This window comes from Paenibacillus caseinilyticus (genome assembly GCF_027533645.1).
Lineage (GTDB): Bacteria > Bacillota > Bacilli > Paenibacillales > NBRC-103111 > Paenibacillus_G > Paenibacillus_G caseinilyticus.
Genome location: NZ_JAQAGY010000002.1, coordinates 148764 through 165566, shown reverse-complemented (window position 1 = coordinate 165566; position 16803 = coordinate 148764). Strand labels below are relative to the sequence as shown.

Below are 16803 nucleotides of genomic sequence, written 5' to 3'. Positions count from 1 at the left end.
GAGGAGGCTTGCCCACATGACAGACGAACAACAAACCACCCTTGCCGGACTCTCGGACCGGACATCTTCCCTGGCCTTCGACTGGTCTGCGTATTGGCATCAATATTCGCATCCCGGTACCTGGCAGTTCTGGGTCTACCTTCTGACATTCGCTGTGCCCTTAGCGGCCTTGGTCTTCCTGCTGGACCGCAGTAAGGCTTACCGGCTCGGCTTCTACGGACTTACCATCCATCTCATCGCAGTCCAGGTCGATCTGTATGCTACGTCCCACCGCATGTGGGTTTATCCATACCGGCTCCTGCCCACCGCTACATTCAGCGTAGGGCTCGACGTCTCACTGATCCCGGTGGTCTATATGCTCTTCTATCAATGGACGCTGAACTCCCGCAAAAACTACTATCTCTGCCTGTTCGGGGTTGCTTTCGCCTTCTCTTTCCTGTTCAAACCGCTGCTGAGCTGGCTGGGACTCTTCCTGCTGGACGAAAGCCCTTACTGGCAGCTCTTCCTCCTCTATATTGCGGGCGGACTGCTCGGCAAGTGGATCACGGATCTGTTTCATTTCGCCCAAAAAACAGCCTACCGCCAAGACTGAGCCGCGAAGCGGAGCCGTCTCTTCCGCATCTGCCCGGGACGGCGCACGCGAACACCCCTCCCGGGCGAAGGCGGACCTTCCGGGAGGGGTGCTGCTGCCGTGCCTCCTATGATCCTGAGGGGCTTAGGACTAAGGAGTGGTATAAATATTCGGCTTCGCCGGCGTGCTCATGCCGGTGCCGAGGTAGTAGCCGGTATGCGGCGGCTGGTTGTATCCTACATTCTGCCAGGCTACGCCAAGGCGGTAGACCGGATCATGCATCAGCGTATGCAGCTTCGTAGCGGTAGGGACGCTCGTCGTGTAGATCCGCAGGGCAGAGCTGTCGGCCGTCCGCCAGATCACCTCTTCCCTCCAGTCGCCGATCAGATCGGCCTGCAGAGAGGGGTTGCCCTTGGTGGAATTGTTCGAGCTCGTGCCTGTGGCCGTAAGCAGCCGGGTCAGGGAACCTGCGTTATAGTCCCACTTGTCGATCTTGCCGGTTCCCCCGGTATGGTCGAGCAGCTCACGGGAGAGGTCGCCGTCCCACCAGACCGCAAAGTTGATCGAGCCCGGATTCGAGGAGCTGATCTGCGTACCTGTCACCGTATGAAGACCTACTCCCGAGGCCCACACTTCCTCGCCCTTGTAGCGGGGATCGATATCGGCAGACAGGCCCCGGCCTGTATCGGCGCCGGTCTTTTGGCCCCACAGAATCGCTCCGGTCTTCGCGTCATGAATCTCCGCCCCGTACGCGGCACTGGTGCTCTCATGCACCTGGAATACCTCCAGCCCGGCACGGTCCGGGTTCAGGTCCCCCAGGTGCATCGCATCACCGTGCCCCAGGCCCGTGGCATACAGCTTCGCACCATTGTCATCGATGCCGAGCGACCCGTAAGCGATTTCATCTTTGCCGTCCGCGTCGACGTCCGCGATGCTCAGATTGTGATTGCCCTGCCCGGCCGTGGAGGAGCCGTTGGTCGAGGAGCTGCTGTCGAACGTCCACTTCCGGGTCAAGCTGCCGCTCCGCCAGTCGTAAGCGGCGACCACCGTGCGGGTATAATAGCCGCGGGCCATAATAATGCTGGGCCTGACGCCGTCGAGATAAGCCACGCCGGCCAAGAAGCGGTCGACCCGGTTGCCGTAGCTGTCGCCCCAGCTTGATACGGTTCCTCTGGGCGGCACATAATCGATTGTTGACAGCGCTTTTCCATTGGTGCCGGAGAAGACGGTGAGGAATTCAGGGCCGCTTAGAATGTATCCGCTCGAGTTGCGATAATCCGCCGAGCTGCTTCCGATCGTGACCCCTGTCCCATCCTTGGTACCGTCCGCTGTTTTGCAGACCACCTCGGCTTTGCCGTCCCCGTCAAAATCATACACGAGGAACTGGGTATAGTGTGCGCCCGCGCGGATATTCTTGCCGAGATCAATGCGCCACAGCCGGGTGCCGTTCAGCTCGTACGCTTCCAGATACACATTGCCGGTGTATCCGCTCTGCGAGTTATCCTTGGAGTTCGACGGATCCCACTTCACGACAATCTCGTAGTCGCCGTCCCCGTCCAGGTCCCCTACGCTGGCATCGTTAGCGCTGTACGTATAAGAGACGCCGTCCGGCGTCGTTCCGCCTGCCGGCTTCTGGATGCCGACATCGAGATAACCGGAGCCCCATACGCTTGCGGCAGGCGAGGCCGCCTGCTCCGTCCCGTTCACGACAGCCTTCACCGTATAGCTGGAGGACGTCGTCCCCGCGGCATCTTCGTAATTCGTGCTGCCCGTAATCGGCGTCGAATTCACCTTCGATCCGCCACGGTACAGGTTAAAGGCAACCGAACTGTCCTCCGTTCCGAGGAGCCGCCATGACACGAACACGCCGCCAGCCGTCTTGACGGCCACGACCCCGCGGTTCAGCTTCTCCGCCTGCCGGGCTGCGGCAGCCTGGGCCCCGGGTTGTGGAAGGACCGGGGATGCAGCCAGAACGGCCGTTACTACAAGCGAAGCCGCCGCATGCAGCGGCATGAACCTTTTTCTACCCATTGCCGATTCCTCCTGTTCATTGCATGGAATGGTGAATGCAGTGGGGACCGTGTGACTTCCGCAGCACCGGGTGTTGGAATCCGAAGCGGCCTCCGCTCCCCTTCCGAAGCCCTGTTCCGAAGCCACTATTTAACCGGCATCCGGTGACTGGTCCCTCACTCCTGCCCGGTTCCATGTACGTACTCCATCCTTTGCGCCTGATCTTGATCCTCCGTTCTTCATTCCGGGCCGCCTGCGGGATTTGTCCCTGCGGACCGATAGAATTAACGCTTACTGAATGTACGGCTTCTCCTCCTTCCTTCTTCGAACTGGGGAAGAGAGCGCTTTCTTTTCTTCCCCGCTTTACCATCCTAGTTAATTATTTCAAGAAAATAAATACCAAAAATCAGTGGTCCCTGTTCAAAAAACAGACAATATAAGCGTTTAAATAAAGTTCTGCCGGGCTTAAAAGGGTTCTTCGTCCCCTATCAAGAAAGTAGAAGGGGTACAAAATAGTGGAATCCCAAGGAGGCTGCCGCATGGCTTGGCTGCATATCGACTATTATTCCGAAACGCTCCGCATGCCGGTTCCCATGGAGGTGCTGCTGCCCCAGCATGGCGGCCGGCGCGGAACCGCTTCACCCGGCCCTTATGCCGCCCTCTATCTGCTGCACGGCCGGACCGATAACCAGAGCGCTTGGATGCGGCGCACGAGCATCGAACGCTACGCGGAAGGCCTGCCCCTGGCGGTCATCATGCCCGCCGCTCATCTCAGCTGGTACACGGATATGGCGAACGGCCGAGATTACTTCGGATTCATTACGCGGGAGCTGCCGGCGATCTGTGAGCGGAACTTCCCATTGGCTCCTGTCCGCGAGCAGCGGTTCATCGCCGGCCTGTCCATGGGCGGCTACGGTGCCATGAAAGCGGGACTCCTGGCACCGGATACTTACGGGGCCGCTGCCTCATTCTCCGGCGCACTCGATGCGGTCCGTACCTATGACCGGCTCGACCCCGGGCAGGCCGCCGATATTTTTGGGAGCCGGGATGCCCTGGAAGGCAGTGTGAACGATCTCTTCGCGGGGGCCGAGCGGCTCGCCGGTACGGGAGCAGCCGTTCCCGACCTCTATCAATGGTGCGGCACGGAGGACTTTCTGTACGAAGACAATGTGCGCTTCCGGGAGCACGCCGTCCGGCTCGGTCTGCCGCTGACCTATGAGGAGGGTCCCGGCGGCCACGAGTGGAAGCACTGGGACCGGTGCATCGAACGGCTGCTTCAGCGGCTGCCGCTCGCAGCGCGAAGCACGGCCAAAGAGGAGGAATAGCCCATGCGGATCGAAACGAACATTCACTCGGACATGCTGTCGATGGACATCACAGTCAGCGTCATCCTCCCCCAGGATAAACAGCCATATGAGGGAGACGGGAAGCTCAGAGTGCTCTGGCTGCTGCATGGCGGCTCCGGCGACCACACGGCATGGCTGCGGATGAGTGCCGCCGAGCGATACGCGAACGAGTACGGCATCGCGCTGATCGTTCCCGGCGGCCTGCAATCCTGCTTCACGGACATGGAGCACGGAGGCCGCTTCCATGCCTGCCTGACGGAGGAGCTGCCGCCCCTGCTGCGCCACTTGTTCCCGCGCCTGTCGGCCGCCCGTGAAGACAACTATATCGCCGGCTACTCCAACGGCGGCTACGGCTGCCTCAAGGCCGGCCTCTCCCGGCCGGATCTGTATGGAGCGATCGGCGCCTTCTCCGCGGGGGACAAATCCGACGTTCCCTTCGAGAACGACGGCTCGCCCCGCTCACGGGAGCGGATCCAGCTGTTCGGCGAAGGGAGCCTGAAGGGCACCGGGAACGACCTGCAGCACCTGGGCCGCAGAGCCTTGGCGAACGGCGGTCCCCTGCCCCGCGTCTACCATGCCTGTGGCAGCCTCGACCCTTGGCTCGATCTGAATCTGATCGTGCGCGGATTCTTCGAAGGTCTCGAAGGCAATCCTTACGCTTACCGGTATCATGAAGCGGAGGGGATGGGCCACACCTGGGAGTTCTGGGAGGCGGAGCTGCTGCGTTTCTTCGCCTATCTCGGATTGGCGCAGGAGCCCGGACGCTATATCTCGGGGATGTAGGTATATGGAACGCGGACGCTATAGGCTGGAACAATGACATTTTAGATTCGCGGATACGCTTTTTATAGCACTTATAATGGAAGCCGCCTTTAGTTAGGCGGTTTTTTTGATTGTATTTTTGTACAATAAATTGTACAATAAAGAGGAAAGAGAAAGGGGAGGTGTGACGCGATGCGTGCAGTCAACTATTCTAGGGCAAGAGAAAACCTGAAAAAGATATGTGACGAAGTAATCGCAGATTGCGAAACGATTATTATTACTCGCAAGAAAGGCGAAAATGTTGTTTTGATCTCGGAAGCAGAATACAACAACATGAAAAAGAGAATTGAGCGAGGTTTACAGGAGAACAACTTGGACTAATATGCATTCAATAATCCGCCTTTTTAGGATGCCGTGATTCGCGCCTAGTTCGAAAAGGAATAGATGAAACCAACCATCTCGAAAAGGGAGTTTGCCAGGCGGCAGACTCCCTTTTCCCCGTCCTAGTCCTTCACCGCCATACGGGTTGTGATAACATACTCCCCTCCCGAGCACTGCAGGTTGATCGTTCCCGCCTGTGTTGGTATACTTCTGGAAAAAGCGGCAAGCTGAGATCAGCTGAACCTAATCAGCGGGAGGAAGTTCATGAATCTGAAACGTCTATTGCCTTGGATTCCTCTACTTCTTCTCCTCTTGCTCGCGACGGCAGCCTGCCTCCTCCTCAGCGCCCGATTGGGCGAGGCGTATCACTTTCTCCGGTGGGATGTCACGCTGGCCTGGATTCCCGTCGGGCTCGCCCTTCTGTTCCTGTCGCTTTGCAGACTTCAGACGGGCTGGGTCCGCCATCTGCTAAGGGCCGCCGCCGGTACGCTCTGGCTTGCTTTCTTCCCTAATTCGGCTTACCTGGTTACGGAGCTGCTGCATGCCTTCCGGTTCTTCGAGATGCAGCCCCTCTTCTGGACCCGGAACGACTACTGGTACAGCCTCCTGCCGATCTTCGGCGTGGCTTGCCTGGGACTCGCCCTCTCCGCCTGCTCCCTGCTCCTGCTGCATCGGCGGACTTCAAGCCGGCTCGGCACGCTGCCCGGTTGGTTGTTCGCTGCGGCCGCTATGGGCCTCTCGAGCTTCGGCGTGTATATCGGACGCTTCCTGCGCTGGAATTCATGGGATATTGCGGCCCGTCCGCAGATGATCGTGACCGAGCTTACCGCCCTGTACCGGGACCCAGGCAGGTGGACTCATGCGGTAAGCTTCGTGGAGTTGTTTTTCTTTGTCCTCCTTCTCAGTTACGGGATTTTCTATGCGGCTGCTGTACGTATATTAGATCCCGACGCACAATGACCTAACGGCCATGGTTCCGCGCCTGCCGGCCGCTCTGCCCTCGAAGTCGCCGGCTCTCCAACCCCGGCTGCGGCTGTCTCAAGGCCGGCATCTCCGGGCGGATCTGTATGAAGTGTCGGCACGTTCCCCGGGGACAAATCCGACGTTCCCTTCGAGAACAACAGTTCGACCCATTCATGCGACCGGATCCGGCTATTCGGCGAAGGGAGCCTGAAGGGCACCGGGAACGACCTGAAGCACCTGGGCCGCAGAGCCTACACATATCTTCAGACAGGGGCGCCCGAAGTCCCGGGAGCGCACGGCAAAATAAGGAGCTTGCCGGACGGCAGGCTCCTTATTCCTTCATTCTTATTCCGTTTCCTTTGGAGGCGCGGGAGCTGCAAGATGCTCCGTCTCATTGTCTGCTTTTTCTTCAGGAGGCAGGTTCTCAGCTGCGATGCCGTCCCTTATTTCATAATCGCCGCGTAACCGGATTCCCTTGGTCAACTTTAACAGCAGGACAAGCGGCAGGTACAATCCTACCGATGCCAGCACCCCCATAAGGATAAAAGTAACCGGAATGAGCAAGAGTACGAACAGTATCTCTTGAATCCCTGTCACTTCCATCCCGTTAAAAGTGGTGACGAATTTATCAGTGATCATGCTCAGTAGGGAAAAGGGGATCCCAAGTAACGCACCAAACGCGGCTGACGCATAAACATTCCACTTAATGAAGGATCCGAAGCGGATGTGTCTGATATGCAGGTCTGTTCCTTTCAATTCCGCATATATATCTGTGCCCTTCAATTCCTTTCCTCCCCACGGCTGTTCGGCTCAGCGCCTCCCCCTCAACCTTTCGACAAACTTCCCTATTCCCCTCTTGGCAAATGATGCCGCAGATCGGCAGCCGTATATGCAGCACGCCCCCGCCTCTTTCGCTGTGGCGATCCTGGAGCGGCAGCATCCGGCTGTCTTTCGGCTTCCGGCCTGCCGCACCTTATGCTACAATCGGGGGGACAGACTCATCTATCGCAGGAGAAACCCAACATGACCGAACGCAGCGGCATCAAATATACGATCGGGCACACCGCGTTTGCCATCCAGCAGCTGCAGCGAACCGGCGAAACCTCCATGCCCCGCCCTCACTCCCATGAATTCTACGAGCTCTATTATTTGTTCCACGGCGAGCGCGTCTACTTCATTAACGGCAAAGTCTATACCGCCCGCAAAGGCGATCTCGTCGTCGTCGTACCGAACGACCTGCACTCCACCGCCTCCTCGGCTGTGGCCGAATTCGAGCGGATGCTCGTTCATTACTCACCCGGCTTCCTCGGAGAGGAAGGGCCCAAGCTCATGGAACTCCCGCCCTTCCGGACGTCGACGCTGCTCAGCATCCCGATGAAAGAACAGCCCGAGGTGGAGCACCTGCTCCTCCAGCTACATGCCGAATGCAGGGACCAGCCGCCGCTCTACGAGACCTGTGTGCGTCATCTGCTGGGCGAGCTCCTCGTGCGCCTTCACCGCCGGGGTACACTGGAGCTGGAGCAGGAACCGGCTGCAAGCATGCACCCGATGCACCAGAAGGTCACGGAGATCGCTTCCTATATTCACGAGCATTACCGGGACGAGCTGACGCTGGGCGGCGTGGCGAAGCAGTTCTTCATCTCACCGGCCTACCTGAGCCGCGTCTTCCTGAAGCTCACCGGGTTTCACTTCAGCGAATACATCCGCGTGGTACGCATCCGCGAAGCCCAGAAGCTGCTCCGCAGCACCCGGGACAAGGTCCAATGGATCTCCGAGCAGGTAGGCTTCGAACATATCTCCCACTTTAACAAAACATTCAAGCGCATCTCCGGCCTCTCCCCGCTGCAGTACCGCGACCAGCACAGGTAGGCGCGGCGGCAATCGAAGGACTGGCTTCTAAGGCAGGAATACTCCAGGCAGAGCTTCGAAGCGCCAGCCTCTTGGGCGGGTCCCGCTCCAAGCAAGCTTCAAGACGCCAGCCCCTTGGGCGGGACCGCCGGCGCAAAGCAAAGACCCCGGTCTGCAGCTCACACTGCGAACCAGGGGTCTTTGCTTTGCATTCGCGAGGACTTAGCCGACAACCGTCGCCTTCGCCTCTACTTCTTCCGCGACCGTTACCCCGCGGAGCGCATCCGGCAGCCGCGTCTGCCGGCACGCGATATCCCGCGAGCCGCGGCCAGACACGTGCAGCATGCCGCTATGCTCAGGCGCGCTGCCGCCGAGGCCCTCCAGCTCCACCTGCTGCGCATGGCGCAGGGTGACCAGAGGTCCGCGGCTCACCTGCAGCGAGATCTCCCGCAGGGTCAGGTCCAGCACATTCGTGCACACGGCCCCCCGCTCCGCTGAAGCGGTGAAGTTCTCGATGCGCAGTCCTTCGAGCGGCTTCTCCGGCAGCCCGTTGATGAGCAGCGCCGTCTGGGCGCCGGCACACTGGACGTCGCGGATGGTAATCCCGCGGAAGACCGGGGTCTCGACCGATACCGGCACGCGGTTCTCGCCGGCCTCGCCCGAGCCTTCTTTGCCTTCATAGAAGAGGTGGAAGGAGATGGCTTCGCCAACGATGTTGTTCATGCGGATGCGTTCGATCTCGATGTCTTCCACGAGACCGCCCCGGCCCCGCGCGCTCTTGAAGCGGAGCCCGATGTCCGTGCCCATGAAGGTGCAGTCCTCCACGCGCACGCGCCGGACACCGCCGGACATCTCGCTGCCGATGACGAAGCCCCCGTGGCCGTGATACACCCGGCAGCCCCGGATCAGGATATCCTCGCACGGGATGCCGAGCTTCCGGCCTGCTTCATCCTTGCCGCTCTTGATGCAGATCGCATCGTCGCCTACGTCGAACGAACAGTTCTCGACGAGTGCGCCTCGGCATGAATCGAGGTCGAGGCCGTCTCCGTTCTGCCCATACCAAGGGTTGCGGATCACCGCTTCCCGGATCGTGACATGCTCGCACGCCCATGGGTGCAGGTTCCAGGCTGCGGAGTTCTGGAATGTGGCTCCTTCGAGCAGCACGTACCGGCAGCGGCGGAAGCTGAGCAGGTTCGGGCGCAGGTACGCCCTGGCGGCCTCGTAGTCCTTCGGATCCGTTCGGCCTTCGCGCTGCAGCCGTGCTACCGTTGCAGCTCCGTTCATAGCCTCCTCGGACGGCCACCACATGCCGCCCGCGGCATCCAGCGCGCCGCCGGAAGCGATGAGCTTCGCCCACTGCCTCTCGGTCATCTTCCAGTCCTTGACCGGACGCCAGGCATCGCCTCCCCCGTCGAAGACCCCTTGGCCCGTCACAGCCACATGCTCCAGTCCTTCGCCGTCCAGCGGGGATTGGCAGCGGATCGAAGGCCGGCCTTCGTACTGCGAAGCGATCAGCGGATAATCCTCGAAGCGGCGGGAGAAAAGCACGAGCGCGCCGGCTTCCGCGCGGAGCTCCAGCCGGCTGGCCAGGGTCAGCGGGCCGGTAAGCCAGACGCCGGCAGGGATAATGACCCGGCCGCCGCCCGCCCGGGAGCAGGCATCGATCGCCCGGCGGAAGGCGTCGGTATTATCGGTAACGCCGTCTCCGGCCGCGCCGAAGTCGGTGACAAGGAACGCCCGGTCCGGAATGGACGGAAGCTGAACTTCGGGCATCTGCCAGGCGGGCCTGGATACAAGCGGTTCCATGGATGACATGGGGGAATGCACCTACTTTTCTGATAGTGGATGGGTTACTTCGGATCTGTCCCCTCATTATAGGTCATGGAATCACTCGGTTTCTCCCACCGCCCTTGTCCGTTTTGCCCAAAATTGATTCCCCTTGTGCTTATTCCCCTCGCTGGGAGTAGAATTCATACCGGTTTTTGCCCCGCTTCTTGGCCCGGTACATCGCCTCGTCCGCACGTTTGACGAGCGACTCGGCATCGGAGCCGTCTTCCGGATACAGGGCTATGCCAATGCTGGTGCGGATCGCCAGCTCCGCACCGTCGATCTGGGCCGGGTCCTGGAAGGCGCTGAAGATCCGGCCAGCGGCCCGCCGGGCCTCCGCTTCTCCTGTAATGCCCGTCAGCAGCACGATGAATTCATCGCCGCCGAGCCGGGAGACCAATCCGCTGTCTGCGCACACTCCTTGAAGTCTTTGGGCGCTTTCGATCAGAAGCAAATCCCCCATCTTATGCCCGTAGGTGTCGTTAACCTGCTTGAATCCGTCGAGATCGAGGAACAGCACGGCGGCCTGCTGCCCGCCGGCCGGCGCCGACGAGACCGCTTCGGACAGCCGCTCTTCGAACAGCTTGCGGTTCGGCAGCCCAGTCAGCATATCGTAGTATGCCATATTGCGGATCGTCTCTTCCGCCCGCTTGCGCTCGGTGATATCCATTATGGAGCAGACCACATTGCGGGTTCCGGCGATCGTGGCCACCGTCATCAGCATATCGAAGACTCTCCCAGTCCCAGAGACCCCCCTCACCTCATAGGAGGAAGGCGCATCCGGCTGGTTGTCCAGCCGCCTGCTGCGGTAGCCCGCGATCCGGGCCACATCATCCTTGTGGATGAATTCGTACCATTTGCGGCCCGTCAGATCCGCTTCTTCGAACAACCGCAGGCACTCCGAATTCGTGAGCGCCACCCGGTCCCCCTCACCGATTATGATCATCGCCGTCCCCGTGTTCTCGAAGATGGTGCGGTAGCGTTCCTCGGAGGCCCTCAGCTCCAGATTCGCCCGTTCCAACTCCCGGGTCCGTAGATTGACCTTGTGCTCGAGATAAGCATACAGGGAAGCGTTCTCGATTGAGGCCGCGAGCTGCGAGACCAGCATCCCAAGCATCTCCAGCCGGTCGGTCGAGAACGCATGGGTAACCAGATTATTCTCCAAGTAGAGCAGAGCCACCAGATGGCCTTGTTTCAATACCGGCATGCAGAGAACCGACTTCGGCTTCTCCCGCAGCACATAAGCGTCCTGCGTGAACATGCCGGTCTGTCCCGCATCGTCCAGCACTACGCTTTCCTTGGTGCGGACCGCATAGGCAAGAATGGTGCGCGGACGCAGCTTTCCCTCCATTGGCTCCATCGGCTGGGTCACCACAATCTCGCTGCCCGCAAGCGCGCCTTCCGCCGCGACGATCCAGCCTTCTTCCTCCTGGAGCACGAGGAAACCTTTCTCTGCTCCGGCATTCTCGATCACCCCAGCCATCAGCCGCTGCAGCAGCTGGTCGAGCTGGACTTCCTGCGAGATGAGCTGCGTCGCCTTCATGACGGTGCTCAGATCGAAGACATCGTGGAACAGGACGGGGGCACGGCCGGGGCTTCCTCCCGTCACCGCTTGCGGAAGCATCCCGCGGACTTCGGTCCAGGTGTCCCGCAGCCACTCGGGATACCGCTGCTCCAGCGAACTCGCCTTGGCCAGGGCGCCCCAGGCCCGGTAAGCTTCCCAGGCTTCCTGCAGGTAGGCCTTCGCGGCTACGCCAAGGCCCCTGCTCTCATAGAACCCTGCGGCACACTCGGCCGCAACCGCCGCATCCTTAAGATGCCCGCTCCCCTTGGCTGCATCTAGCGCTTGCTCGTAAGCGGCCATCGCCGCTTCGGATGCTCCCTGCAGCCGGAACATCCCGGCGCGGACCAACAGCGCCTTGTGCCGGAAGTTCTCCGGCGCATGGGACGCCCACAGGTCGAGCCGCTCCGCCAGGGACTGAAGCTCCCTCCAGCTCTCCTCCTGCCGGTCCTTCGTCCGGCCCGGGTAGAGGGCCGTGAGAATCAGCGCATGGGTGAACGTATCCTCCGCTTCGCTCCAGGTGGCGAGTCCCAGTCCCTGGCTTCTCATGGCCGCGGAAGCCTCAGCCTGCTCCAGTGCCGCCTCATACGCCCCGTAGAGATACAGCGTGAACGCCTTGACGCCGTAGTAACGCAGCAGGGAGATCCGCTCCGTAGCCGACTTCAGCTGCGCCGTCCAAGCTTCCTCGTCCAGCTCCGCATCCGAGAAGCTTGTCACCCCCTCGGTCTGGCCCCGCAGGCAGCGGACGAACTGCAGATAGAGCGTGAAGGAGTTCACAAGCTGGTCCTTGGTCCGCAGCACGAAGTCGATGTGGGAGGCTGCCGCATGGTACACCTCAGCAAGAGGCCGGCCCATATGGTATTTGGTAGCCATAAGGGTCGATGCCGAATAAGTCGCGAAGAGCGAATTGCCGCATTCCTGCGCGAGCTGCCAGGATTCCTCCAGCAGGCCGAGGCTCTCGTGACCCGGAGCGCACCAGTGGGAGAGAAAGCCGCCGAGCATGTACTGGACGCTGCTCTGAAGCCGCTTGCTCTTGTATTTGCGGGCCACCTCGACCGACAGCCTGCCGAAGGCATAAGCCCTCTCGTACTCCCGGCTCTGTCCGGCAAGGATCACCCCGTAGGCACAATAGCCGCTGGCCGAATTCGCAACGTTCCCATAGAGGATCGAAGTGTTCACGATGCGCAGGGCCACCAGGGCGTACAAGTCCGGCCGGACAAAATACAACGGCGTAACCATGCGGGTGTACAACGACATGATGAGGAGCTGCCGCGGATCCTCCATCGGCGGATGATCCGCCAGCTCCTCCACCGGCCTGTCCCCGGTGAGCTCGCGGGCCCGCCGCATCTCCCGGCCGATCTCTTCCCGCACATCGCCGTCCGGAAACTCGATGCCGAACATCCGCAGTCCCTTCCGGGTGGCCTCGATAGCGTCCGCGAAGCGGCTGAGATTCGTGTACATGCGGACCTGGACCGAGTAGACCTCGACCTTCTCCCGGTCGGTGCGTACCCGCCCCAGCAGGTCTTTCATCAGCACCTCCGCTTCTTCGTGGCGGCCAGTCAGATAGTGGCACTCCGCCAGCTCCATGCTTACCGCCACCATCATGCCGTACCGGATCTCCCACCCGTCCGCGCCAAGCAGAGTGCGGCCCGCCTTCAGGTAGCGCTCAGCCGACTCGTAGGCCGTCGAGTTCTTCGCTCTCCGGCCGGCGATCAGGTGCAGCCGGATCAGCTCATCGCGGTGCGGTATCTTCTCTACTGAGCCCGGCCCGCCGGCGGCCGCATGATAGTGCCCCAGAATCTCGAACACCCGCTCTTCCCGCTCGGCTTCTTCCATGCTCCCCAGCAGCACCTCCCCGATTGCCGCATGCGCGGCTGCCAGGCGTTCCGGATCCATCAAGGCATAGGCCGCTTCCCGCACCCGCTCGTGGGTGAAGGTCACCCCGCCCTCGCTCTTGTATAGGAGCCCTTCGGCGATCAGTACCCTCAGCGGAGCCTTCAAGCTATCCGCTGACCCGCCGTATGCTTCGGCGAGTATCCCCAGCGGGATGCTGCGGCCCACGGCTGCGGCCAGCTGCAGCAGCTCCTGGGCGCGGGCGGGAAGCCCCCGGATGCTGCGGATGAGAAGCCCGGCCGCACTGGCGGGCAGCTCGAAGCGTTCGATCCGCTCTTCGTCCCATGTCCACTCTCCCTTCTCCCCGTCGTACCGGAGCAGCCGGTCCCGGCGCAGCAGCTGCAGGAGCTGGAGGGCGAAGAACGGGTTGCCTCTCGTTTTGCGGAAGAGCAGCCGGGACAAAGATACACAGACCGCTTCGGGAATGCCAAGAGACTCAGCGACAAGCTCCAGCAGTTCGTCCTCCCGCAGCGGATGGAGCCCGGCGGTGCGCAGATTCACCCGCGGTGCGCCAGGGCGCTCGAGGATGCTCTGCAGCGCCGGAATTTCTCCCTCTTCGGCAGGGCGGGATGCGCCAATGATCAGGAGATAAGGAATCTCATAATCCGTCAGCATCCGCCGGATCAGATGCATCGACCCCGGATCCGCCGCGTGCAGATCGTCGAGGAACAGGGTCAGCGGACGTTCTTCCACCGCGATAGCCGAGAGAAAGTCGCGGAAGACCCCGTGAAACCGGTTCACCGTCTCGGAGACCGGCACCTGCTCGAGTGCCGGCTGCGGGCCGAGCAGCCATTCCACCTCGGGTATCATCCGGGTGACCACGCTTCCGTTCGAACCCAGGGCGCCGGAGAGAATCGTCCTCCACCGGGACCATACGTCCTCTTCCTTGGTCAGGAGCTCCCGGATCCACTGGCCGAAAGCTTCGATCAGGCCGGCATAAGGGGTGTATCCCCGGCCCTTCTCGCAGGTTCCCGACAGGAACACGCCTCCCGCCTCTTCCTCGGACAGCCGCCGCCGCATGGCCTGAACCAATGCGGTTTTGCCCGTTCCCTCGTCTCCCGTGACGATTACCAGCCCGGGCGTTCCTTCGGAGGCCTCCCGGTGGGCCTCGAGGAGGGTCCGCAGGGCGCCGTCCCTTCCGATAAGACGGGTGGGCAGGAGCTCCGGCACCTCCTCTTGGCCGGAAGGGACCGCCTGCCGGATCTCGCCGGTACGCCTCCACTCCCCGAAGAACGCTTCCAGATCCCGGATCAGGCCGGAGGCACTCTGATAGCGGTCCGATGCCGTCTTCGCCATGAGCTTCATGACGAGATCCGCCAGCTTCGGGGGAATGCCTGCGGCCAGGCTGCCGAGCGGTTTGGGCCGCTTCGCCGTATGGCAGTGCGCCCATTCGATCGGATCCGCCGCCTCGAACGGCAGCTGCCCCGCCAGCATCTCGTAATAGACGACCCCGAGCGAGTACAGATCGGTGCGGGGGTCCACGCCACGGTTCATCCGTCCGGTCCGCTCCGGGGGCATATAGGGGAAGGAGGCTTCCGACGGCTCGAGCTGAAGCGCGAGCTCCGGCTCTTCTTCATAAGGCAGGGACAGTGCGAAGCCGATGAGCTCCGCCTGCCCGGACTCCGGCCCGATAAGAATGTGCTCGGGACGCAGGTCCATATGCAGGATGCCTTCCCCATGAAGCTTGCCGAGCGCTTCCGCCGCCGCTATCGCGAGGGGGAAGAAGGTGCCCACATCGAGCGGTCGTCCCTTCAGCCGCTCGGACAAGGGCGCGCCTTCCAGAGGGCTCAGCAGTAGCGCGAGCCCTTCCCGGGTCCGGTGCAGCCCGTAAGTCCTCCGCAGCCCGGAAGGCTCCAGCCTTTTGACGATCTCATATTCGTGCCTCAGCCTCTCTTCCGCCTCGGCCGTCCGCTCTCCGCCCGCTAATTTGATCAGCGCTTCCGCCGTCCCCCCGGCTTCCCTCGCACGGTACACGGCAGTGAACGGGCCCTGATGCAGCTTCTCTGTGGCGGCAAATCCGGCAATCATCAGCATACCCGTCCTCCTCCCTCCTCCGCTAAGGCTGGCTGCCGGCAACTGCCCAGCCGCGTATCCGCTCCGCTTCGCCGTATCGCCACCGGGTCAGCAGACAGCGTTACACGCCCGTTGCCCGGCACGAAACGGCGAAGCCCCCGGCTCATCGTTCCTATAGGTTGGCTCCCCCTGCCAAGTTTATACATGTCTCTGCGCCTCGCAGCACACGGACGTCGACCCGCGGACGATCAGTTCCGGATGGAGAACAATCCGCTGCCTCTCGGCACCCGCCCCAAGCTCCTGCAGCAGGGCATCGACGACCAGCCTCCCCATATCTTCCATCGGCTGGGCGATCGCCGTCAGGGGCGGATCGCATACTTCCGATAGGATCGTATTGTCGAAGCTGACAATCGAGATATCCCCCGGCACGGCGAGCCCTCTCGTCTTGACGGAGCGAAGCGCGCCGGTCGCGGAGAGATCGTTGCAGCAGAACAGCGCCGTGGGCCTCTCCGGCAGGCCCATCAGCTCGTCGGCGGCTCTCCTGCCGTCCTCAATCTGGTTGTCGTCCCCGCAGATCCGGATGAAGCAGTCGGAGAGGGCCTGCCCGGACTCCCGCACCGTCTCGCAGAAGCCCCGGACCCGCTCCCGGTTATGCTTCTCGGAGATCACCGCGAGCCGCCGGTGCCCGAGCTCCAGCAGGTGGCGGGCGGCCATCGCGCCGCCCCCGTAATCGTCGATGATCACCTTGTGCACATCGGCGGAGGGCAGGTCTCTTGCCACGAGAACGGTCGGGACCATTCGCTTCGAGAGCCCTTCGAGGAGCGAAGCATCCGTGATCCCCGTTCCGATGATAATGCCGTCGACACTCTTCTGCTGCAGGAGGCTCAAATACCGTTCGAGCCGCTCGTCCTTATTGTCCGTTGAGCAAATAATCACGCTGTACCCAAGCTGGCGCCCCCGCTCTTCCACGGCCCTTGCAATCTCGCCGAAGAACGGATTCGATATATCGGGGACGAGCAGTCCAAGCGTATATGTTTTCTTGCCTGTCAATGCGGATGCGATCATGCTGGGCTGGTACTGCAGCTGCCTCGCAATCTCCAGGATCTCTTCGCGCTTCTGGGGACTGATCTTCCCTTTCCCCCGGATGGCATTGGAGACCGTCGCAATGGAGACGCCTGCTTCTCTAGCCACATCATAGATGGTCGCTTTCATCTCCATCCCTCCTTACCCTTATAGCATACCATATTTTAGGCGATAAATAGAGGAAATCCTTAGCGCGGAGCCGCAAAAACGCACTGCCCTGACAGGCTGTCCCCGCCCTATCCGGAGGTGCTCCGCCCGCTAATCCGTATGGGAGGATGATGCCACCGGCTGGAGAAATTCCGGACGGTGAACGGGCCTGGCGGGTTACACCTTCGCCAATGCCCAAAAAACACCGGCCTGAGAGACCGGTGTCTGGCTCAAGCCGTGACACGAATCGGAAGAGGAAGGCGGCGGAGAGCCCGCCGAGATAAACGGCTTCGCCGTCCTTTAATGACGATGCGTTTATATGAAATACAAGATGACAAGATCGAGCTCTGGTGAGATATCAATTCTAGTATTTCAAGTGCGCTGCGGACCGTCCCGAT

The 16803-nt window shown here is 61.3% G+C and carries 11 protein-coding genes; 6 read left to right on the top strand and 5 right to left on the bottom strand.

Going from position 1 to position 16803, the window contains the following annotated elements:
• The first annotated feature begins 16 nt into the window (after positions 1-16).
• Complete coding sequence (locus O9H32_RS03600; protein ID WP_269864448.1) at positions 17-592, top strand: CBO0543 family protein; 576 nt, start codon at positions 17-19, stop codon at positions 590-592.
• A gap of 129 nt (positions 593-721) precedes the next feature.
• Here O9H32_RS03600 and O9H32_RS03595 read toward each other — a convergent pair whose 3' ends face one another.
• Positions 722-2602, bottom strand: a complete 1881-nt coding sequence (locus O9H32_RS03595; protein ID WP_269864447.1) for a rhamnogalacturonan lyase — start codon at positions 2600-2602, stop codon at positions 722-724.
• Positions 2603-3120: 518 nt separating this feature from the next.
• On the opposite strand from O9H32_RS03595, the gene O9H32_RS03590 reads away from it, so the two are divergent.
• From O9H32_RS03590 to O9H32_RS03575, 4 genes are all read left to right on the top strand, one after another.
• A complete protein-coding gene (locus O9H32_RS03590; protein ID WP_269864446.1) occupies positions 3121-3906 on the top strand; it encodes an alpha/beta hydrolase in 786 nt (261 codons plus the stop codon).
• A 3-nt stretch (positions 3907-3909) separates the two neighbouring features.
• Positions 3910-4710 (top strand): alpha/beta hydrolase, encoded by an 801-nt coding sequence (locus O9H32_RS03585; protein WP_269864445.1) that lies wholly within the window; start codon positions 3910-3912, stop codon positions 4708-4710.
• Positions 4711-4881: 171 nt separating this feature from the next.
• A complete protein-coding gene (locus tag O9H32_RS03580) occupies positions 4882-5070 on the top strand; it encodes a type II toxin-antitoxin system Phd/YefM family antitoxin (protein WP_269864444.1) in 189 nt (62 codons plus the stop codon).
• A 264-nt stretch (positions 5071-5334) separates the two neighbouring features.
• Entirely contained in the window at positions 5335-6030 is a 696-nt protein-coding gene (locus tag O9H32_RS03575; RefSeq protein WP_269864443.1) for a DUF1361 domain-containing protein, read from the top strand.
• A 348-nt stretch (positions 6031-6378) separates the two neighbouring features.
• On the opposite strand, the gene O9H32_RS03570 is transcribed toward O9H32_RS03575, so the two are convergent.
• Positions 6379-6816, bottom strand: a complete 438-nt coding sequence (locus O9H32_RS03570) for a hypothetical protein (RefSeq protein ID WP_269864442.1) — start codon at positions 6814-6816, stop codon at positions 6379-6381.
• A gap of 240 nt (positions 6817-7056) precedes the next feature.
• Here O9H32_RS03570 and O9H32_RS03565 point away from each other — a divergent pair, with 240 nt between their 5' ends.
• Positions 7057-7902 (top strand): helix-turn-helix transcriptional regulator, encoded by an 846-nt coding sequence (locus tag O9H32_RS03565; protein WP_269864441.1) that lies wholly within the window; start codon positions 7057-7059, stop codon positions 7900-7902.
• A gap of 201 nt (positions 7903-8103) precedes the next feature.
• Here the strand turns inward: O9H32_RS03565 and O9H32_RS03560 are convergent, their stop codons facing one another.
• The 3 genes from O9H32_RS03560 to O9H32_RS03550 all read right to left on the bottom strand — a co-directional run bounded on the left by O9H32_RS03560 (position 8104) and on the right by O9H32_RS03550 (position 16387).
• The gene (locus tag O9H32_RS03560) at positions 8104-9696 is read right to left on the bottom strand and encodes a glycoside hydrolase family 28 protein (protein ID WP_269864440.1); all 1593 of its coding nucleotides are present in this window, start codon (positions 9694-9696) and stop codon (positions 8104-8106) included.
• A gap of 130 nt (positions 9697-9826) precedes the next feature.
• On the bottom strand, positions 9827-15196 hold the full coding sequence (locus O9H32_RS03555; RefSeq protein WP_269864439.1) for a diguanylate cyclase domain-containing protein: 5370 nt from the start codon (positions 15194-15196) through the stop codon (positions 9827-9829).
• A 177-nt stretch (positions 15197-15373) separates the two neighbouring features.
• Positions 15374-16387 carry a LacI family DNA-binding transcriptional regulator gene (locus O9H32_RS03550; protein ID WP_269864438.1) on the bottom strand — a complete coding sequence of 338 codons (1014 nt, stop codon included), beginning with the start codon at positions 16385-16387 and terminating at the stop codon, positions 15374-15376.
• Positions 16388-16803 lie beyond the last annotated feature (416 nt).